This is a genomic window from Mycobacterium sp. IS-1496 (assembly GCF_001499995.1).
Classification (GTDB): Bacteria; Actinomycetota; Actinomycetes; order Mycobacteriales; family Mycobacteriaceae; genus Mycobacterium.
In genome coordinates this window covers 22,239-42,433 of record NZ_LQIU01000035.1, presented here as the reverse complement: position 1 = coordinate 42,433, position 20,195 = coordinate 22,239, and the positions used below count along the sequence as shown (strand labels likewise).

Genomic DNA, 20,195 nt, shown 5'->3' with positions numbered 1-20,195 from the left:
GCGCAGGCGGCGGCGGAGTCCCGCCCTCCCCGCTGCAGCCCGCCGTCGGCGCGGAGACCGTCGCACCCGGTCCGGCCGGCGCGGGCCGAGGTGCGGCCGCCGCGGCCGGGCCGGCCGGTGCCATGGGAGCGATGGGCGGGATGGGCGGGATGCCGATGGGCGGCCACGGGGTCGGCCGCGGTCAGGGCGGCGGTGAGAGGAAGCGCACACCCGGCCTGGCGCCCGACGAGGACCTCTACGTCGAGGATCGTCCGTTCACCGAATCCGTCATCGGCTACCAGCCCAAGCCGCCGAGGGATCGGAAGGACCCGCAGTGACCGGCGAGATGCACCCGCAGGTGGCGGCGGTCCTGGCCCAGGCGCAGCAGTTGCAGTCGATCATGGACGAGCAGCTGCACAAGATGAAGCATCAGACGTTCACCGCGTCCGACGAGACCGAGACCGTCGAGGTGACGCTCGACGGACATCAGCAGCTGACCAACGTGCACCTCGAGGAAGGGCTGCTGCGCCAGGGGGTGCACATCGTCGAGCACCGGTTGAACGAGGCGCTGCAGAATGCCGCCGAGGCGGCGGCCGCCGCGATCGACGCGGACCGGGAGCGGATCGACGCCCGGGTCGCCGAGCTGACCGAGTCGTGGAAGACCTGAACGCGTCACCCGCCGGGTAGCGCGACCTTCGCGATGGCGTCGCGCCCGGCACGGTCCCCTGCCTCGTAGCGCGCGGCGGCGCTGCGCAGGGTGCGGCCGTACTCCTCCGCCGCGGCGGCCGCCGCCGCCGTGAGCGCGCCGATGTCGGACTGCGCCCGCCGGCAGGCCGACGCGGTCTGCAGCACTGCGACCGCGCTCGCCGCCTCGCCCAGTGGCGCGTCGGCCTGCAGGCCGGCGACCCCGGCCGCGGCCTGCCCGAACGCCGCCGCGGCACCGGTCAGGGCGGAGGGATCCACCTGCAGCACATCACCGCTCACCGGTCCCCCTCTCAGAAGCGCAGGTTGCGCAGCACGTCGTACACGCTGGCGATCCACAGCAGCAGCGGGATGACCGCCGCGATCGCCGCGCCGTCGACCAGCTCGAGGATCCGCTTGGTCACCGGCGACACCCGGCGCACCCCGTCGGTGGCTCCGATGACCACCAGCGCCACCGCGCCCAGCGCGGTGTAGAACGCCAGCACCAGCCACGCGTCGTCGGGGTACCACTGGCACAGCCGCACCGTCACACCCGTCGGGACGATGACGGTGACCGCCAGCAGCGCCCACGCGCACCAGCGTTCCGCGTACAGCCGGGACCGGAAACCGCAGATCGCGGAGACCAGTCCGGCGACGATCAGGCTGTGGACGAAGAAGTGCCCCTGCACCACGACCGCGATCGCGCCGACCGCCAGGATCAGCGCGCCCGCGGTCAGGAAGCCGATCAACAGTTTCTTGGCCAGCACGCTGCGTTCCTGCAGCCGGGCGGCCGATTCGGGCACCGACGCGATGATCGCCTGCCAGGTCGGCGATTCCTCGTCGGCGCCTTCGCGCGACGTGACGGGGTCGAGCAGTTCGTCGTTGGTGACGGTCTCACCGGGGGCGGGGATCGGGGGCAGGGCGATCCGGGCGACCGCAACCGTCAGCTTCGCCGCGTTGGTGAGCACGATCAGGCCGAACGCCACCGCACCCGCGGGCACCCAGTATTGCCAGCCGTAGCCGTACGCCACCGCGGCCGCGGTCAGCGCCGCCGTGGCGACCGCCATGAACGCCGCGAACTCGGCGCGCTTGCGGGGTCCGCCTCTGGTCGCCAGGGTCAGCAGCAGCACCACCGCTCCCGCGCCCGCCAACTGCGGCGCGCCCAACGATCCGACGCCGTGGGGCAGCGGCACCGCCAGCGCCGCGGCACCGGCGAGCGCGGGCAGCGCGGCGATCAGCAGGCTCTCGGCCATGTCCAGGTTGGCGTAGCGGTTCTGCGCCAGCACGCTGCCGCCGAGCAGTCCGAGGCCGAGCACCGCCAGCGCCAGTGCCCACCACAGGCTCTGCCCGGTGCGGTCCCACGAGATCAGCGACAACAGTGTGATCGCCACCGACACAAGGGGAATCGAGACACCGACGAAGCGGTTCAGCGCGTTGCGGTCGAACTCGGGCGACTCGTCGAGCACCGCGATCGCGTCGATCACGTCCTCGACCAGCGGACGGTAGCGTTCCGTCCGGCTCACCGACACCAACGTCAGCAACGACCCGTCGACCACCCCGGCGTCGTCCAGGGATTCGTCGGCCTTCAGCGGCGGCGCGCCCGGGCGCGCGAACGCCCACACCCCCTGCGCGGTGAAGTCGAACCCCGCCAACACGTCTTTCGGGGTGTCCTCGAGGATCTCGGCGAGCACCGCGACGGTCTCGTCGATGTAGGTCTCGACGGGTGCCGCCGCAGGCAGTACGAGGTCCGTCATGCGCCGGCCGGTCAGGATCGTGACCCGGGTGGTCGACGGCCGCCCGGGCGTGACGCTCGAGGTGGCGGATGCCGCGGCGGTGGTGGTCAACGCCGTTCGAGCCTGTCGAAGTCGTCAGACAAGGCGGCCGCCAACTCGGTGATCCGTCGCTGGAAGACCTTGTCGAGCAGCTCCAGCTGGATCTCCGTGCCCGCCGCGATGTGCTTGTCCCACGGCAGCACGATGACACGGCCCGGCGCCACGTGTCGTTCGAATTGCTGAACAAGATCGTCGACATCGATATTGGGTTTGCCCGGCACCACGTGGTTGATGACGACGCAGGACCGGCCCAGCAGGTCCTGGTAGCCGTTCTGGCGCATCCAGTCCATCGTCACGGCGGCCTGCCGCGCACCGTCGATCGATGCGCTGGCGACGATCACCAACCCGGACACCGTCGACAGCACCGCGCGCGCGGCGGGCTGGAAAAGTCCGGCCCCGCAGTCCGCGAGCACCAGGTTGTAGTACCGCGACACCACCTCCGTCGCGCCCTTCCAGTCGTCGTCGTTGAACTCGCGGCGGGCCTGGCTGTACTCCTCCGACGACAGCACCTCGAGGTTGGCGCCGTTCATGCTCGTGTACGCACGGATGTCGTTGTAGCGGGCCAGTTCCTGATCCGAGAGCAGGTCGGCGATCGTTGCCGCGGACTGCCGGCCCGCCCGGTCGGCGAGGTTGCCCGCATCGGGGTCGGCGTCGATGGCCAGGATCCGGTCGCCGCGCACCTTGGCCAGCGTCGAGCCCAGCGCCACGGTGACGGCGGTCTTGCCCACGCCACCCTTGAGGCCGAGGACGCCGATCTGGTACGAGTCACGGGCGTTGCGGCGGATCCGCGCGTGCATGTCCATCTCGTAGAGCTCGTCCGGCGACAGGCCGAGGTTGATTCGGGTGAGCAGGTACAGCACGTGACGCCAACCGCGCTGCGACGGCATCTTGACCGCCGACTTCACGCCGACGTGCGACAGCGCGTCGATGGCGCGGTGGTTGCCCATCGCCGCGGCGGACGTCGGGGCCGGCTGCGCGGGCGGCTGTCCCTGCTGCCACGCCGCCTCGGCCGCAGCGGCGTCGGCGAAGTGCGCCGACGGCGGTGGCGCCGGTGCGGGCCGCGGGGCCGGTGCGGCCGCCTGCCGCGGCGCCTCGAAGCGGGCGCCACCCGGCAGGTTGGTCTGCGGTGTGCGCATCATGCCGTTCGGGGGCCGCTGCGGCGCCGGGCTGTGGGCGGGCGCCTGCGTGGTGGGTGGCATCTGGGTGGTGATCTCGGCGTGCCGCGGTGGCGGTGCGGGGGCGGCTTGGGTGCGCGGTGGGGTGATCGGCAGCGGCGGCGCAGCGCCGTCGGCGTGAGTCGATCCGCCGGCCGGTGCCGGCGCCGCGGCGTTGCCCTGCATCAGGGCGTCGCGGTCGACGTGCACGGTCGCCTCGTCAGGTGTCTGAGCGGCGTCTGGGGAGTGGAAGAGCCGGTCATAGTCGGCCGACATGGGGTGCCTCTCGATGGTGGGATCGCGCCGGGGCGCAGGAGGTGGGCGAGTTCGGCCGGTTCCGTGACGGCCGGCCGGTCCCGCCCACCTTCATGCGGCTGTCTGTCAGGCGAACATTCCGGTGACGCCGGCTTCGGTCTGAGCCATGGTCGAGCCGGCCTCGCTGATGGTCTGGGCGAGGTTCTGCAGGGCCGCGTTCAGCTCCGCCGAGGTGTTGTCCCAGCGGGCCTGGACGGCCTGGTAGGCCTCCGAACCCGAGCCGCCCCACACCGCCGCCAGCGCGCCGAGCGAGGCCTTGCCCTCGTCGAGCAAGCCCTGGGTGGTGCTGACCGCGCCGTTGATCTCGCCGGCGCCGCCCTCGATGCCCGCGAAGTTCCATACCTGTTCCGACATTGATATCTCCTTGAGTTGGTCTGTGGGTGGTCAGAGGTTCATGGACGACGCGAGCGTGCCGGCCTGATCCTCGTCGGTCGAGCCGTACTGGGTGCCCGAGGTGTGGATGTTGGAGGAGATCTCGGTCAGGGTCTGGATCTGCGCCGCAGCGGCCTCCTGGTAGCGCAGCAGCGCCGCCTGCGCCGCCTCGCCGGCCTGTCCGCGCCACTGCGGGATCAGGCTGTTGGCGGTGGCGTCCACCGACCGCATCACGCCCTGCAGCTCGCCCGAGATTCGCTCGAAGTTGCTGGCCTCCTTGGCGAGGACAGCAATATCGGTATTCATTGCCATTGTTGGATACATCCTTCTTTTCCTGTGTCCTCACCACGGGAAATGGCGAGTCTTCCGGTCAGGTGACCGGGAAGTCTGTGGTGTGGGCGACGACTCACCAGTCGTCGCCGTCGTCCTCGTCGAGGTCGTGGGCCAGTGGTGCGGGCGCGGTCAGTCCCGGCTTCGATCCGCCGCTCCTGCCCTGCTGTCCGGCCATCCCCATCGGGCCCATCCCGCCGCCCGCGGCGCCGACCGGCGCCAGCCCGCCCCCGGTCGCCCCGGCCGCTGCGCCGGCACCGACGGGAACCGGGGCGGCGCCCATCTTGTCGCCGACCAGGTTGGCCATCAGCGGAGTGCGCGCCGCGCTCCCTCCCGCACCGGGCAGCGAGGCCGCCCGCACCAGCCCGGCACCCGAACTCGCACCGGAGCCACCCGCCAGCGGATGGTTGGAGAACGGCGCGGCACCGATGAGACCGACCTGTGCCTTCTCGCCGCCGAGTCCGCCGCCCATCTGCCCGAAGATCGACGACACCTGCTGCAGCGGTTGGGTCAGCATCTGCATCGGGGTCTGCACCATCTGCCCGAACTGCTGCGGCACCTGGGCGATCATCGAGCCCGCCTGCCCGGCCATCTGCACCCCCATCTGCACGCCCTGCTGCAGCATCTGGTCCTGCGGCTGCTGCCCGGCCTGCTGGGCCGCGTTCTCCCCCTTCTGCACGGCGCCCTGGGCGCGCTGGGCGGCCATGTTCCCCTGGGCCATCGCCCTTCCGGCGTTGAGGCCGACGGATTCCATCTTGGCGGTGGCGCTGGCCTTGGCGATGAGCCCGTTGCGGGCCACCCCCATCGGTGCGCGTGCGGCCGCCTGGGCCGCCGCGGCGGCGCCGGTGGCCTCCCCGACACCCGGGATGACGATCGGTGTCATCGGCGGGATCGGTTCGAACAGCAGGTTCATCTGCGTCTCGGCCTGGTACACGTCCATCGCCCCTGCGGCCTGGTTCCACATCCGTACGAAGTAGTCGAACTCGTTGACCCCGATCGGCACGGTGTTGACGCCCAGGAAGTTCGTGGCCTCGAGCACTGCGTGCGTGATGTGGTTCTGTTCGATCTCCGGGATCGGCGGAGTAGTTGCCAATGCAAGGGAGTAGGAGTTTGCCTGGTTCGTCGCCTGGAGCGCCCGCTTCATGGCCTGTGCCGAAGTGGTCCGTAGCCACATGACCATCGGCATGGTCGCGGCCACGGCCCGTTCACTCGCGCCGCCCGTCCACACCGACGACAGGTTCGCCAGGCTGGCCGCGAGCTCGTCCGCCTGGGTCTCCAGCAGCAGGGCCAACGCCTCCCACCCGGCCGCGGCCTGGAGCATCGGCGCCGGACCGGCTCCGGCCATCAAGCGACCGGTGTTGACCTCGGGCGGCAGCGCCGTCCAGGTCGGTGGGAGGGGTATGCCCGTCAGTGCCATGGTGTGTGATCGGCTCCGCTAGGAGATCCGCCGCGCCCTGCTCAGAAGGTGCTGGCGTTGGCGGCGTCGACGGCGGCGTAGATACCGGAGATCTCCATGAACGCCGCACCGGCGCGGGAGAGCTCCTCCTGCGCGAAGGTGTTCAGCGCCAGGGTCTCGGCACCCTCGGCGGCGAAGGTGGCGGCGGCCATCGCCGACACCTCGTCGGCACCGGCGGGAACCAGCGCGGTCACCGCCGCGGTCGCCGCCGTACCACCCGCCAGACCCCGTGCACCATTTGCGACGACCTGGCCACCGATGCCCGCCGCGCCCGGATTGTGCTCGAGAGGTTGCATTTGCGCATCTCCTTTACTGATTCCAACTGAGCAGGACAAGCGATGGCGAACGGCTCGGGCACAGGTGCCTCGTCGTCTCCGGACTCATCCCCCGACTTATTTGCTGGCGGTTTACCACCAACGTTGCTGTGAAGCTCTCGGTAGATACTAACCGCCCTGTGGGGGTGGTGCTAACACTTCTTCTTCGGGGGGGTCCACGTAGGCCGCCTGGACCACCTCCTTACCGTCCGGCGACACCAGAAGCGCCTGGCCAGGCGGCCGTTTCCGCAGTTTGATCTCGCTCGACGGGAACTCGGTCTTCTCCCCCGACAGGAACAGCGTCGGGGTCCCCGCCCCGTAGGCCGCCCCCACGAACTTGTCCATCGTTGCGCGATGCGCCTGGCTCATCTGGCAGGTCACGATGATGTGCAGGCCGATATCGGCCGCCGCGGGAAGCAGCGGCGCGAGCGGCGCCATCGGCGGCACCATGCCGGACGCCGCCACGATCATGTGCCAGTCGTCGACGAGCAGCACGACGTCGGGTCCGCTCCACCACGACCGCGACCGCAGCTGGGCGGTGGTCAGGTCCGGCGGTGGCAGCCGTTTCTGCAGGTTGGTCGCCAGCGCCTTGATTGCCGCCTCCAGTGACGCGTGGTTGCGGTTGACCGCGCCGGCGTCGAGCAGGTGGCTCTGCGGCACCGCGTCCAGCAACGCCGACCGGTAATCGGCCAGCATGAACCGCACTTGCTGGGGGCTGTTGCGACGGCAGATCGCCTGGGCCACGGCGTGGGCGATGGTCGTTTTGCCGGACTTGGGTGCACCGAAGATCAACAGGTGCGGCGTCATCTGCATCTCGTTGTAGGCGACGCTGAGATCGGACTCCCGCACGCCGAGGGGGATGCGCCACCGGGTGCGGTAGTCGGACTCGGGTCCCGGCGGGGTGGGGTCGAGCTCGTCCAGATAGACCCGCTCCGGGAGCACCCGCACCTGCGGCGCCCGGACCGTGTGCTGGGCGGCGATCCGGGCGACCGCCGACGTGATCGCCGGGACCAGGTCGGCCGCGCTGTGCTGCCCGTCGAGGCGGGGCACCCCCATCATGAGGTGGTGCTTCTCCATGGAGATCGCCCGGCCCGGCCGGTTGGCCGGGATCTCGCGGGTGATGCGGTCTATCTGCGTCTCGTTCACATCGCCGAGCCGGAACTCGATCTTCGTGCCGAGGTAGTCGCGGACCCGTGACTTCAGCTCCGTCCAGCGCGGCGTCGAGATGATCACGTGCACCCCGAACGCCAGACCCTGGCCGGCGAGATCCTGGACGACCGGTTCGAGGTCGGGGAACTCCGCGACGAACGCCGGCCACCCGTCGATCACCAGGAACACGTCGCCGAACGGATCGGCGGACGCCGGGCTGTTCGGGTCCTCCCGCATCTGCCGGTAACCCGCGATGGACCCGACCCGCAACTCCTTGAAGGTCCGTTCGCGTTGCCGCTGAACGGCTTTGACCTCGGCGACCACGCGGTTGACGCGGTCGGGTTCGGCACGGGTGGCGACCCCGCCGACGTGCGGGAGGTCCTCGAGGTACATCAGCCCGCCGCCGCCGAGGTCGACACAGTAGAACTGCACGTCGCGCGGTGAATGGGTGGCCGCCGCCGACAGGATCAGCGTCTGCAGGAACGTCGACTTGCCGGTCTGCGGGGCGCCGCCGATCGCGATGTTGCCGCCGGCGGCCGACACGTCCACCCCCCAGATGTCCTGGCGGTGCCTGCGGGGTTCGTCCATGATGCCCAGCCCGAACCGCAGCGGCCGGCGTTGATGGTCACGTGAGACGAGTTCGTCGACCGGTGTCGGATCGGTCAGCGGCGGCAGCCACATCCGGTAGGCGCGGATCTCGCCCGTCGTCAGCTGATCGAGCACGACCTCGCGCAGGACCTTCTGTTCTGCGGCCTGCCTCGACGCCGTCACGACGACACCGCCGTATCGAAGATCGGTGTCGCGGTGAACTTGTGGATGCGCACCCGGTTGCGGTGGGGCTGGCGGGGTTTGACCTCCCCGTCCTCCTGCACCGCGGACGCCGGGACGTACGGGGTGCCGGTGTAGACGCTCTGGAACTTCACCGGGTCCTCCATACCGACCCGCAGGAAGCCGACACCGCTCTCCTTGTTGGTGATGTACTGCGCCTCCGGCGTCCCGATCACCGCCTTGGACTCCGCGGAGCTGGTGGTGCGCAACGCGATTCGATACGTCAGGTTCGGCTCGAGTTTGTCGATGCGCACACCGCCGGTGTTGAGCGACTGGGTGGCCAGCAGCAGATGCACCCGCAGTGAGCGGCCCACCCGGCAGATGCGGTCGAAGAGGGCGATGAAGTCGGGGTGGTTCTGCAGCAGTTCGGCGAACTCGTCGACGACGACGAACAGCGTCGGCAGCGCGGGCAGATCGGCGCCGCGTTCGCGGTGCTTCTCGTACTCCGCCACCCCGGACAGCGCGCCCGCCGCGCCGACCTGCATACCGGCCTGCCGCAGGATCGACTGGCGCCGGTCCAGCTCGCCGGTGAGCACCTCACCCATCCGGCTGACGAGTTCGGCCTCCTCCTCCATGTTCGTCACCACCGCCGCGGTGTGCGGCAGTTTCTCCATGCCGAGGAACGTCGAACCGCCCTTGAAGTCGGTCAACAGCAGGTTCACCTGGTCGGGGTGGTGGGTGGCGGCCAGCGAGAGGATCAGTGTGCGAAGGAATTCCGACTTACCCGATCCGGTGGTGCCGATCAGCATGCCGTGCGGGCCTGCGCCGAACTCGGCGCCCTCCTTGATGTCGAGGTACATGATGTCGCCGGTCCGCAACTCGTGGCCGAACGGGATCTTCAACCGGTCGCGGTCGGTGTCGGCGAACATCCGCCAGCGCGCCGGCGTCACCTCCTCGACGGTCTGGGCCCCGACGAGTTGATGCCATTCGGTGGCGACCTTCTTCTGCACCCGCACGTTCTTGTCGATGATCGCGCCGGTGATCGACCAGCCCGCCAGCTTGCGGGCGATGCGGCCGGCCTGACCAGGTGTCAGCCGGTCGCTGGCGTCGGTGACCAGGCGGAAGCTCTGATTCGGCAACCGGTCGTCTGCGGTGCCGTTGGCGGCCACCCGGATCCGGTAGGCCGAGCCGTTGTGATTGCCGAGCGTGAGCACCGTGACACCGGCGCGACCGTCGGCGGGGAACCCGGCGCGCCCGCCGGTGAGGTCGACCACGACGACGTACGGGCCGCTGGGCGACGAGTCGGCGGTGTGCGGTCCGCGGGCGGTCAGATCACTCAACCCGTCCGGACGGGTGAACACCATCCGAGTTGGTCCGGCGGCATCGACGTCGCTCTGGTGCTGCACGTGCGGAAGCCATTTGAGCCAGCTCCAGTTCGGGTCCTCGGGGTTGTCGGTGAGCACCCGCAGCTGCAACAGGTCCGGCGGATGGAACACCGCCAGATGGCAGATCATGGCCGCCAGCAGGGCGGCGGAACCGTCGGTGTCGCCACCGATCGCGATCGTCGGGAACGACCGCAGCTGAAGCAGTTTCGGGCAGTCGTGGATCAGGCCGTGGGTGCGCAGGAATTTGGTGACCCACATGTGGCTGACCGGTTCGAGATGCGGTTGCGGCGCGGCCTGCGGTCCGGCGAGCCCGTTGACGTCTCCGCCGATCGACGGTTTGAGCAGACGGTCGACCGCCGGTTCGGACCCCAGGCCGATCCGGGTGGCGGCGAAGAACTCGCTGTTGGACTGCCGGGACCACTGGCGGTTCGTGCCGATGATCGACAGCAGATCCTCGGGATGCGGGGCGTGGTAGTTGAAGAACGTCACCTGCGCTGCCGCCGACGAGGTGACGCGGGTGCGCAGCCCGGACAGGTACCGCAGGTACTCCTTGCGGTCGGCGTTGATCTCGGGCACCCGCTTGGCGCCCGATCCGCCACCGGCCATGAACCCCACCGTCGCCATCACCATCATCAGCGGCATCATCAGCATGTACGGCGACAACTGCCGGACACCGGTGAAGATCATGATCGAGATCATCCCGAGCATGCAGCCACCCATCACCCAGGGCAGCGCCCGCTGGATACCCGACGGCGGGATCTCGACGCCCAGATCGTCCGGCGGCGTCACGGTGATCTCGCCCGGGGTCAGCCGCGGCCCCCGCTTGATGATCGGGGTGAACTTCTTCGTGGTCATCCGCCGCCTCCGGTGCGTGATGTGGCCGGTTGCGCCGCACCGTCCTCGCCGACCCTGCGCGGGTTGGGGTTCGCGGGCAGCGTGTCGTGTTCGAGTAGCGCGGCCTGTTTGGACAGCACCGGACCGTCGACGAGCAGGCTGACCACCTGCCACGGGGCGGTCAACGGCCCCACCAGACCGATGTTCGCGGCGGTCTCCTCGTCGGGGATGCCGTAACGCACGCCCTGCGGGTCGATGTAGTAGAGGCTCTCGCCGTAGCGTGGGTCCGGGGATTGCAACCGGATGAACTGCCCCCCGTCGATGTACACCGTGGAGTCACCCGTGATCTGCCGGATGCCGGTGTTGAGGGCGGATGCGGCGACCGGCAGTCGCCGGCCGGCGATGACCGTCGTGCGGGGCGCCTGATCGCCCGCGACCCGCTGCCAGGACCAGCACAGCGTCGGATCCTCCTGGCGCAGCAGGATGTCGAGGGCCTTGTCGGGCAGCGGTGAGACGTAGACCTGCTCCGGGATCCGCGCCACCACACTGGCTTCCACCATCGGCGGCTCGATCAGCCCGTAGGAGTTGGTGGCGCGCAGCGCGGCTGCGGTGGGATCGTTGACACGGGCCACCCCGTCGGGGAGCACGACGTAGTGCTGCTGATCGTCGGCTTCGGTCACCGTCTCGAACACCGAGCCGATCACCAGGTTCGCCGGCAGCCCTACGGTGTTGGGCTCACCGGCCCGGGGCACCTGGGGCAGCTGCCACGGCCCGGCGTTCGGCAGGGCGTTGAACAGGCCCTCGGAGATCGGGGTCGCCCTGGCCGTCACCGGGATTCCCACCGCCGACGTCACCGCCCGGTCGGCCAGGTCGATCGAATGCCGGCCCCCTTCGGTGACCAGCCAGTTGGCCCCGCGGAACGAGACCAGCATGCCCTGGTCGGGACGCAGCGGCGCCACCGTCGAGTCGACCACCAGCGGACGCACCAGCACCGAGGTCTCCACTCGCGGCACCACGCTCTCCGGTTTGGTGACGGTGTCGCACAGGGTCCACATCGACTCGGCCGCACCGGAGACCGGCGTCGCATAGGGCGCGCCGGGGATACCGATCGGCTGGCCCTTCGACATCCGGTTCAGCTCTTCGGATTTCACCGCGACCGGGGTGCCGGGGTTGCCGAGCACGAGGCGGGCCGAGGTGAGGTTGTACACCGGCCGCAGTTCCCCGCCGCCCGGCATGACGACGTAGAGCTGGTTGGTGGTGCGATCGACGAGCAGCTGGTCACCGCCGCGCTTGCCGAGCGGCTTGAAATACGCCATCAGCGCCGCGCCCAGGCAGATCAGCACCGCGATGATGATGCCCGCGCTCACCGCGCGGCTGTAGAACTGCAGCGGATCGTCGAACATCCGGGTGTCGCGGCGCACGATCGCGTGCTCGACCCGGCGCAGCAGAAAACGCCATCCGCTGACCTGCACCTTGGTGGTAAGCCGGAAACTCGCCATACCTCACCCGTTGATGTTCAGGCGGGAGTGGACGGCGGCGATCGCCGACGCCATGTCCTCGCCGTTGATCTCGCTCAGCTGCTCGACGCCGAGACTGTCGAAGTCCAGGGAACGGGCCAGGCGCATGTCGCGGCTCTGCTCGCCGGCCTCCACCAACTGCCGGGCATAGCGGCCGTTGCCTGCGATGTCCAGCGCGGGCTTACCGTTCAGGGTGCGCTGCCCGAGCAGCGTCGCCGCCTCGAGCACGAGTTTGGCGGCATCCTCGTTGACCGCCGAATCATTGGCAACGGCAATCACTTTCGCTATCTCGACGATCTCGTCGGGAGAGTACGAATCGAATTCGATGCGGGTGGCGAAGCGCGACCGGAGGCCGTCGTTGCTCTCCAGGAGCCGGTCGATGTCGGCGCTGTACCCGGCGATGATCACCACCAGGCGGTCCCGGTCGTTCTCCATGCGCGCCAGCAGGGTGTCGAGCGCTTCGGTGCCGAACGGGTCCGCGCGGCCGTCGCGTTCCTGGACCAGCGTGTAGGCCTCGTCGATGAACAGCACCCCTCCGACGGCCCGGTCGATCGTGCGGGCCGTCTTGACCGCCGACTGGCCCTCGTACTCGGCGACGAAATCCTTGCGGGAGGTCTCGACGAGTTTGGGCTCGGAGATCACCCCGAGCCCGGCGAGGATGTTCGCCACCACCCGCGCGATCGTGGTCTTACCGGTGCCGGGCGGGCCGGCGAAGATCATGTGCTTCGACGTCTGCGCCACCTTCATCCCGCGGGCCGCCCGGATCTTGGCCATCTGGGTGGCGGCGCGGTAGGCCTCGATCTGCTCCTTGACCCGGCTCAACCCGATCTGCCGGTCGAGTTCGGCCTGCGCCTCGGCGAGCAGCCTCTCCCGCCCCGAGGTGTCGGCGACCGCGCTGGCCGGATCCCACGGATCGGTGCGGGCGGCGATCTTCTCCGCGGTGGTCGTCACCAGGCGGTACGACGGATCACGAAGCGCCGCAGTCACCTTCGGTTCCGGATGGGTGGCCTGCAGCCATTCCAGCAGTGCCCGGGCGCCGTCCTCGTTGCCCTGGCTGCGGTACGTCATCGCCAGATACCAGGCGATGGTGGGCGCGCAGGCCTGTCCCGCTGGTGAGGTGTTCATCTCCGTGAGCCGCCGTTCGGCCTCGGTGAACAGTCCGAGATTCGCGGCGGCCACACCGTGGGCGACCCCGGCGGCGGCGGCGAGGAACGTGTCCGGCCAGGCGCTGGCGCCGCGCACCTGGTCGATCACGTCGGTCCACCGTTCGGCCGCACCGTAGATCACGGTCTTCACCCAGGCGATCAGGTGGTCGGCGCCGCCGGGCGGCACGCTCTCCAGCGCCTCCATCGCGTCGGTGAAGTTGCCTTCCTTCGCCTCGTGCACGGCGAAGCCCATCGTGATCGCCAGCGGCGAGGTGATCGGGTAGGTGATCTCCCCGAACAGGCCGCCGATCGGGATGCGGGCGGCGAGGCTGTTCATCGAGATCTCGGCGGCGCCCGCGAGCTGCCCGAAGTTGCCGCGCGAGTACCACGCCCGGAACAGCGTCACCCGGTCCATGTCCCCGCAGCGGATACGTCCCACCCATGCGTCACAGGCGGTTTCGTCGTAGTTGGTGATGTCGGTGAACATCTCGTACGAGCGAGCGGGGGCGTTCGGCAGCATGCCGACCGCGCTGCCGAACAGGCTGGCCAGATGATCACTCATGGCTGCCCGCATACCTGGTGGCGAAGATTTCGGCGCGGCGTGCCCGCGCCTCCTCGGGTGACGGCAGTTCGAGGTCGCGCTGCAGGAAGTCGCGGGTCGCGGGGTCGTCGTGCCCCTGTTCCCGCATCCCGTCGAGCATGTACTCGTACTGCGCCGACTTGGCGTCCTGTGCGGCCAGTCCCGCGATCACCACGATCTCCTCCGCGAGTTCGGTTTCCGACATGTGCGCCACCCGCGGTGACAGGTCGATCCGCTGGACGCGACCGTCGAGGTGGCTGGTGACGGTGACGGTGCCGGGTGGGTTCGTCACCGAGAACAGCGGCTCCGGTTCGGGTTCCGGATCTGTCAGGGGCACCGGTGTGTACGGTTCGTCGCCGCCCTCCCCCGACGGGACATACGCGACGAAGGCGTCGAGCGCGGCGAGGTCGGACTCGTCGTCGGCGACGACGGGTCGATAGAAGCCGAGCGCCGAGAGGTTGTCGGCGTCGTCGTCGGGGTCGCGCGGCGAAATGTCACCCACCATGGAGGGTCCCGCTCACTCCCCGTGGAACGCGTCGGCGTCGCTGTGGTCGAACCACGTCCTCGACGGGAGGAAGTCCACCAGCCCATCGAGCGCCCGCTGCAGGTTCTCCTGCGTCCCGGGCAGGAAGCTGCCGTACAGCTCACCACTGACCCGGCGGGGAATCGAGACGATGCGGCCGTGTGGGGAGTCGAGCACCCCGGCGGCGACGTCCGCGGTGGTCTGGGTGCCGCCCGGGTGGCGTTCGGTCGCGGTGAGCTCCACCCAGCTCGACGGCTCGCTGATGATGTCGGCATAGGCGCGTGCCGACGGCAGCGGTATCCCGTAGGCCTGCAGTTCGTTCGGGGTGCGGCACTCGGCGAGCTTGCGGGCGACACCGGTCAGCGGTTCGACGTCGGCGGGCGCGGCACTGCCGAGCACCGTGGTGACCATGTTGGCCAGACCGATCTGCGGCGCGACGCGCTGCAGGACCAGCATCTCGTCGTCCCGGGCGGCGACGACGTGGCGGTCACCCTTGCGGCAGACGACGAAGCGGACCATCTTGCCGCCGACGTCGCGGCGCCACCAGCGCCCTTCGAGGATCCGATCGGGCCGGCTCAGGGTGTCCACCATCGCCGCGACCTCGGGGTGCGGATCACCGTAGAGGTTCAGCACGCCCTGCTCGGTGAGATCGCGGGCCACCTGCTCCCACACGATCTTGCGAAGATCGGGCTGCGGGATGTTCAGCCGGATACCCAGCGAGGGCGGGAAGTCCGTGGTGTTCATGCGGTCGGCGATGACGAGCATCCCGTCGATCGTGACCTCCACGGCGACCACGTCGTCGTAGTGGGTGCCGCTGGACGCGGCCGGTGCGCCGGCCATCATCGGACTCCCGCGACCCGCAGCTCACCCATCGGACCCCCAACTCTCATCGCGCGGTGTGCACGGTGGCTTCTGCCCTGGATTGTTCGGACCTTTGCCGCATCCCGCAACAGCGTCGGCGAAACACCACGTTCGGCGTCCCTTCGCCGCAAGTGAGCGTACCAGCGCACCACGCACCTCCAGCGCACGATTTTCCGCCCGGGGCCACCGTCCCGCCCAGCACATCCACCGACTGGTCAGCAATATACATTCGTGCATGCTTCTGCCGATCAACTCCGTGGAAAGCGTTCCTCAGCGAACGCGCAAGGCGCTCGCGCCGTCACCGATGCCGCGACGCGACCGTTCGGTGCGCAAAATCCGGCGGCACATGTGCGGTGCGCCGGGCCACCCGCACATCCGGGATGGCCACACCGCGGGGGTTCGGAGGCCGTAACTTTGCTGATGGCGCGTACCGGCCGGGGCCGCGCGAATCGTGGGGAACGTGGTCGATACTGGGCGACGTCCGTCTCGCCTGACCGCCGGAGGAGACCGTAGTGACCGACCGCGATGACGCCCTCCGTAGAGAGCTCGGCTGGACCGGCCCGGAGGACGAGAACTTCGAACCGGACACCGGCCCCTCGGGACGGCACGGTCCGCCCCCCGCGGTCCCCAACGTGCCGCCCCCGGCCGACGTGCCCACCGTGATCAGCGATCCGGAGCGGCGCGTCAGCTTCCGTGACACCCAGCAGATGCGGCCGGGGCCGCCACCCGCACCACACGATCCGCAATCCACCGGCTGGGGTCAGCCACCGGGCTGGCAGCCCGCCCGTGGGCCTCGGCCGCCTGCCGGACCGCCGGCGCCCCAGGGTCCGGCACCGATGGGGCAGGGCTGGCCGCAGGAGCAGTACGGGCCGGCCGGCCCGATGGGCGCTCCCCCGCCACACCCGGGTTCCTACACCGAGGGGATCCGCGTCGACCGGCTGGTGCCGCCGCGCCGCACGCCGCCGGGGCGCGGCTGGCGCCGGTGGGTCTACCGCCTGAGCTTCGGGCGGATCGATCCCGGTCAGTCACCCGACGAGCTACGTCGGCTCGAGCTGGAGAACAAGATCCGCGGTGTCTTGAGAGGGCACTACAAGGTCGGTGTGATGGGCAAGGGCGGCGTCGGCAAGACGACCGTCTCGGCCAGCATCGGCTCGGTCTTCGCCGAGCTCCGGCAGGACGACCGCGTGGTGGCGATCGACGCCGACACGGCGTTCGGCAAACTGGGCAGCCGGGTCGACCCCAACGCGCAGGGGTCCTACTGGGAACTCGCCTCCGATCAACACCTGGACTCGTTCGCCGATGTGCGAAGCCGGGTCGGCAACAACGCCGCCGGGTTGTTCGTCCTCGCCGGGGAGGGGTCGCCGGCACGTCGACGAGTGCTCGACCCGGCCATCTACCGCGAGGCCGCCTCACGGCTCGACAGGTACTTCTCCATCTCGATCGTCGACTGCAGTTCCACCATGGACTCCCCTGTGACCCAGGAGGTGCTGCGCGATCTCGACGCGTTGATCGTGGTCTCCTCACCCTGGGTGGACGGAGCGGCCGCGGCCGGGCAGACGCTGGACTGGCTGGCGGCCCGGGGCATGACCGGCCTCCTGCAGCGAACCGTGGTGGTGCTCAACGACTCCGACGGCCATGCCGACAAGCGCACCCGGTCCATCCTGGCGCAGCAGTTCGCGGGCCACGGTCAGCGGGTGATCGAGATCCCGTTCGACGGGCACCTGCGTCCCGGCGGAGTCATCGACGGGACGCGGGAGATGTCCCCCGCGGCGCGGCGGAAGTTCCTCGAACTCGCGGCGGCGCTGGCCGATCACTTCCCGGTCACCGACGACCGTTCCCGGGAACGCGGCTGAGGCCTGCGACCTGCCGCCCGGGGGTGCCCAGCAACGTCATCATTTGCTAGGTTCGCTTGCGGGACCGCCTCCATGAACGGGGGAGTCGGCCGTAGGACGACTCAGGGAGTGAAGCGCGTTGAAGATCACCACAGTATTGGCAGCAACCGTCGCGACCGCCGGTGCGGTCATGGCCGCACCGATCGCCGGGGCGGAGTCGGGTGCGCCGGCGGGCCCCGCCGTCCACGAGATCGGCCAGCAGGCCGATCTGGTCAACGGATCGGTGGTGCAGGGCTGGACCGTCACCGGTCTGAAGGCCAGCACCGACACGATCCCCTACGCCGTACGCGGAACACTGTGGGAGGCCACCGCCACCGACCAGGCGATCCAGGGCGCGGCGACGCCGATCGTGTCGAACTTCAACGCCCGGGCTAAGGACGGTCAGACCTACCGCGCGCTGTGGCAGGTCGCCACGGCGCAGGGCGTCAACCCCGCGACCCTCGGCCAGGGCCAGGAGACCACCGGAAAGCTGTACTTCGACGTCACCGGCGCCCAGCCCGACAGCGTCGTCTACAACGACGGCGGCCAGGATCTGCTGCTGTGGGTGCAGCCGGCTCCGTCGAGCACGCCGTCCTCCACCCCGCGGTCGGCCTCCTCGCCGTCCGGAAGCGCCACGTCGTCGGCGCCGCAGGCCGCGCAGTCGACTCCGCCGGCCGACGCCGAGGCCGTCGAACCGGCCACCCCCGGCGAACCCGCTCCCGCCGGCGCCGAACTGGTCCCGGCCCCCGCAGGCAGCTCGGGCACCCCGCTCCCCGCGGGCAGCTCCGGCACGCCGCTTCCGGCCACCAGCTCGGGCACCCCACTGCCCGCCACCAGCTCGGGCACCCCGTTGCCCGCGGGCAGTTCCGGCACCCCACTGCCGGCCGGCGCGCAGGGCACCCCGCTGCCCGCGGGTAGCCAGGGCAGCCCGGCTCCGGCCCCGGCCGCACCTGCGCCCGCTCCGGCGGCTCCGGCCCCCGCGGCTCCGGCCCCGGCGGCTCCGGCCCAGCCCGCGCCTCAGCCGGCGGGCAGCGGTCCTGCGCCGATCCCGGTGAGCACCGGCGATCAGGCACCCGTGCCGCACGGCCAGGGCGCACCGCTCCCGACGCCCACCCCCGTGCCGGTGCCCTGACGCACCGTCTCCGCGCGAACACCTCGGCGGGGCTGCTGCGGCACGAGCCGCGGTCAGCCCCGCCGGTGCGTTTCGGCCACGATCAGGAGTGCGACGTCCACCAGGTGTAGAGCTGGTCGAGACCCGGGCCCTGCGGGCCGGACTTGACGACCGCGACGAGCGACTCCTCGGTGTTGGTCCACGCCAACACCGGGCTGTTGGACTGCAGCCCACAGAACAACACGCCGCTGACCTTCTCCGGTGTGGCGTTGCGCCGCCACGGCCCCGGCGACTGGATGTTGCCCGGGCAGGTGACGATCGAGGACGCCTCGATGACGTCGTTGAACGTGGCGTCCAGCGCGGTGTCGTCGGCCGTGATCGTGTAGGTCGCCGACGGCGGGCCCCCGGGGTCGGTGTTCGCACCGCAGGACGCCTCGGCGAGCGCACCGGTGGGCGGGGTCTGCATCCCGCACGCGTCGGCGGCGTAGCCACGCGGGAGCGCCGCGCGCAGATCGGCCTCGGCTCGTGGGTCGGCGGTGCGGGTCGGCGAGGGGGTCGTCGACGCGGCGGGCGCGTCACCGCCGTCGCCGGAGGGCAGGAGCAACCACACCACCACGCCGACGACGATCACGGCCAGCACCGCGGCGGCGATCAGCCACACCGGCTTCTTCTGCTGCGGCGGCGCGACATGCGCCCGCGGAACCACCGGCGGCGGAGCGCTGTGACCGGGGGCAGACCAGGCCCCGTCGGGACGGGGCTGGTGGGGCGGTGGGGCGGGTGCGGTGGCGTGCGGCTGGTCGATCGGCTGTGCCACGGGTTGATCGATCGGCTGCTCGACGGGCTGCTCGACGGGTTTGGAGAACTCGTCGGGATCGGAACCCGCGACCGGGTCGGCGAGCGGCTCCCACAACGGCTCCGGGGCCGGCTCGGAAGCCGGCTCCGCCGAGGGGTCCGCGTCGTCGCGGCCCGGGACGGGACCGCTGGCCCAGGGGTCCGAGGACGGGGGCGGAGGCGGCCACGTCATGTCGGGACCTCCACGTACCTCGTCGTCACTTCGATACCCCCGCTCGGGTGAACTCGGCAAACGTACCCATGGAAGCGTAGTAGGCGGCGGCGGCGCCGAACCGCGGCGACCTCACTCCAGCGCGCCGATCAGCGTCTCGACGGCCGCCGATGCCGCCTCCGAGATCGGCCGTTCCGATTCCGCGTCGGCGATGTCGTCGTCGGAGACGCCCGCCGCCTGCGCGGTCTCGCTGATCGTCAGATTGGCTCGTCTGCGGACCGCGTACAGCCGCTGCCCCAAGGTGGCGTTCGGCGCGGTGGCCGCGAGCATCGTCAGCTCGTCGATCCGCCCGCGCACCGCGCTGAGCGCCTTGATCAGGGGCGGGGTGACCTTCCCGATACGAGCCGCTCGAGCCGCCACCGCCTCGAGCTGCCGCAGGTCGGACAGAATCGTGGTGACCCGGGGCGTGAAGTCCGGATCGTCGACGGGGGGCAGGACGTCCGCGGTGGCGCCGAGCGTGTGAACCGCGGCCTCGACGGCCTGGGCGATGAGCGGCGCCTCGGCACCGGCCGGCGCCGTGGGGGCCGCAACCGGGGCCGGGGCGGTCGTGGCGTCGCGGACGCCGACCGGCTCACCCCGGCGCAGCTTGGCGATGGTTCCCGGAGACCAGCGCAACACCTCTTCCAGCTTTGCCCGGGTACGCTCGCGCGGCCAGCTCCGACCCTTCTCGAAGGCGATCAGCGCGCCGGCGTTGATGATGCCGTCGGCGGCCAGGCTGCGCTGGCTGATGTCGAGTTCACGGCGCCGCGCGGCGGCCGCGGCACCCGCGCGCGCGACCCCGGCGTCGAGGATCCCGGTCGCCTCGTCGATCGACTCCGCGTTGGTCATGGACGGCGCTCATCCTCGCTGGCTCGACGACGGCTCGGTGCAGCAATACTAACCGCGGGAACCGGTACTGCTATGACTCCGGTTCACGTGAGCCGGAGAATCCGTATCGAAGCTACATCTTCTGCCT

18 protein-coding genes and 1 pseudogene are annotated in these 20,195 nt (G+C 70.4%); 4 read left to right on the top strand and 15 right to left on the bottom strand.

Annotation, left to right across the window (positions count from 1 at the left end; translation table 11 throughout):
* Window positions 1-317 (top strand): annotated as a pseudogene (locus tag AU195_RS18330) (PPE domain-containing protein); the annotation flags it as partial.
* Between the two features lie 8 nt (window positions 318-325).
* Complete coding sequence (locus tag AU195_RS18325; RefSeq protein WP_059160487.1) at window positions 326-646, top strand: YbaB/EbfC family nucleoid-associated protein; 321 nt, start codon at window positions 326-328, stop codon at window positions 644-646.
* A 5-nt stretch (window positions 647-651) separates the two neighbouring features.
* Here the strand turns inward: AU195_RS18325 and AU195_RS18320 are convergent, their stop codons facing one another.
* From AU195_RS18320 to AU195_RS18260, 13 genes are all read right to left on the bottom strand, one after another.
* Window positions 652-963 carry a type VII secretion target gene (locus AU195_RS18320; RefSeq protein ID WP_059160483.1) on the bottom strand — a complete coding sequence of 104 codons (312 nt, stop codon included), beginning with the start codon at window positions 961-963 and terminating at the stop codon, window positions 652-654.
* An 11-nt stretch (window positions 964-974) separates the two neighbouring features.
* On the bottom strand, window positions 975-2,504 hold the full coding sequence (eccD, locus tag AU195_RS18315) for a type VII secretion integral membrane protein EccD (protein ID WP_059160482.1): 1,530 nt from the start codon (window positions 2,502-2,504) through the stop codon (window positions 975-977).
* The gene (locus tag AU195_RS18310; RefSeq protein WP_059160481.1) at window positions 2,501-3,922 is read right to left on the bottom strand and encodes a MinD/ParA family ATP-binding protein; all 1,422 of its coding nucleotides are present in this window, start codon (window positions 3,920-3,922) and stop codon (window positions 2,501-2,503) included. Before AU195_RS18310 ends, eccD begins: the two co-directional genes overlap by 4 nt.
* Before the next feature lie 105 nt (window positions 3,923-4,027).
* Window positions 4,028-4,315, bottom strand: a complete 288-nt coding sequence (locus AU195_RS18305; protein ID WP_011557499.1) for a WXG100 family type VII secretion target — start codon at window positions 4,313-4,315, stop codon at window positions 4,028-4,030.
* A gap of 30 nt (window positions 4,316-4,345) precedes the next feature.
* Window positions 4,346-4,645 (bottom strand): WXG100 family type VII secretion target, encoded by a 300-nt coding sequence (locus AU195_RS18300; protein WP_059160480.1) that lies wholly within the window; start codon window positions 4,643-4,645, stop codon window positions 4,346-4,348.
* 94 nt (window positions 4,646-4,739) lie between these two features.
* Window positions 4,740-6,080, bottom strand: coding sequence for a PPE family protein (locus tag AU195_RS18295; RefSeq protein ID WP_059160479.1), 1,341 nt, complete (start codon window positions 6,078-6,080; stop codon window positions 4,740-4,742).
* Between the two features lie 41 nt (window positions 6,081-6,121).
* On the bottom strand, window positions 6,122-6,415 hold the full coding sequence (locus tag AU195_RS18290; protein ID WP_059160478.1) for a PE domain-containing protein: 294 nt from the start codon (window positions 6,413-6,415) through the stop codon (window positions 6,122-6,124).
* A gap of 147 nt (window positions 6,416-6,562) precedes the next feature.
* The gene (eccCb, locus tag AU195_RS18285) at window positions 6,563-8,353 is read right to left on the bottom strand and encodes a type VII secretion protein EccCb (RefSeq protein ID WP_059160477.1); all 1,791 of its coding nucleotides are present in this window, start codon (window positions 8,351-8,353) and stop codon (window positions 6,563-6,565) included.
* Window positions 8,350-10,590, bottom strand: coding sequence for a type VII secretion protein EccCa (gene eccCa / locus AU195_RS18280; RefSeq protein ID WP_059160476.1), 2,241 nt, complete (start codon window positions 10,588-10,590; stop codon window positions 8,350-8,352). Before eccCa ends, eccCb begins: the two co-directional genes overlap by 4 nt.
* On the bottom strand, window positions 10,587-12,068 hold the full coding sequence (gene eccB / locus AU195_RS18275) for a type VII secretion protein EccB (RefSeq protein ID WP_059160475.1): 1,482 nt from the start codon (window positions 12,066-12,068) through the stop codon (window positions 10,587-10,589). The genes eccCa and eccB overlap by 4 nt, the downstream gene beginning before the upstream one ends.
* 3 nt (window positions 12,069-12,071) lie before the next feature.
* Window positions 12,072-13,793, bottom strand: coding sequence for a type VII secretion AAA-ATPase EccA (gene eccA, locus AU195_RS18270; RefSeq protein WP_059160474.1), 1,722 nt, complete (start codon window positions 13,791-13,793; stop codon window positions 12,072-12,074).
* The gene (locus tag AU195_RS18265) at window positions 13,786-14,316 is read right to left on the bottom strand and encodes a hypothetical protein (RefSeq protein WP_059160473.1); all 531 of its coding nucleotides are present in this window, start codon (window positions 14,314-14,316) and stop codon (window positions 13,786-13,788) included. Before AU195_RS18265 ends, eccA begins: the two co-directional genes overlap by 8 nt.
* A 12-nt stretch (window positions 14,317-14,328) precedes the next feature.
* The gene (locus tag AU195_RS18260) at window positions 14,329-15,177 is read right to left on the bottom strand and encodes an ESX secretion-associated protein EspG (RefSeq protein WP_059160472.1); all 849 of its coding nucleotides are present in this window, start codon (window positions 15,175-15,177) and stop codon (window positions 14,329-14,331) included.
* 530 nt (window positions 15,178-15,707) lie between these two features.
* On the opposite strand from AU195_RS18260, the gene AU195_RS18255 reads away from it, so the two are divergent.
* On the top strand, window positions 15,708-17,048 hold the full coding sequence (locus AU195_RS18255) for a MinD/ParA family ATP-binding protein (protein WP_059160471.1): 1,341 nt from the start codon (window positions 15,708-15,710) through the stop codon (window positions 17,046-17,048).
* Between the two features lie 169 nt (window positions 17,049-17,217).
* On the top strand, window positions 17,218-18,198 hold the full coding sequence (locus AU195_RS18250; RefSeq protein WP_502687358.1) for an MPT63 family protein: 981 nt from the start codon (window positions 17,218-17,220) through the stop codon (window positions 18,196-18,198).
* A gap of 82 nt (window positions 18,199-18,280) precedes the next feature.
* Here the strand turns inward: AU195_RS18250 and AU195_RS18245 are convergent, their stop codons facing one another.
* Together AU195_RS18245 and AU195_RS18240 are read right to left on the bottom strand one after the other, a co-directional pair.
* A complete protein-coding gene (locus AU195_RS18245; RefSeq protein WP_059160469.1) occupies window positions 18,281-19,201 on the bottom strand; it encodes a hypothetical protein in 921 nt (306 codons plus the stop codon).
* A 111-nt stretch (window positions 19,202-19,312) separates the two neighbouring features.
* The gene (locus AU195_RS18240) at window positions 19,313-20,068 is read right to left on the bottom strand and encodes a hypothetical protein (protein WP_059160468.1); all 756 of its coding nucleotides are present in this window, start codon (window positions 20,066-20,068) and stop codon (window positions 19,313-19,315) included.
* Between the last annotated feature and the right edge of the window lie 127 nt (window positions 20,069-20,195).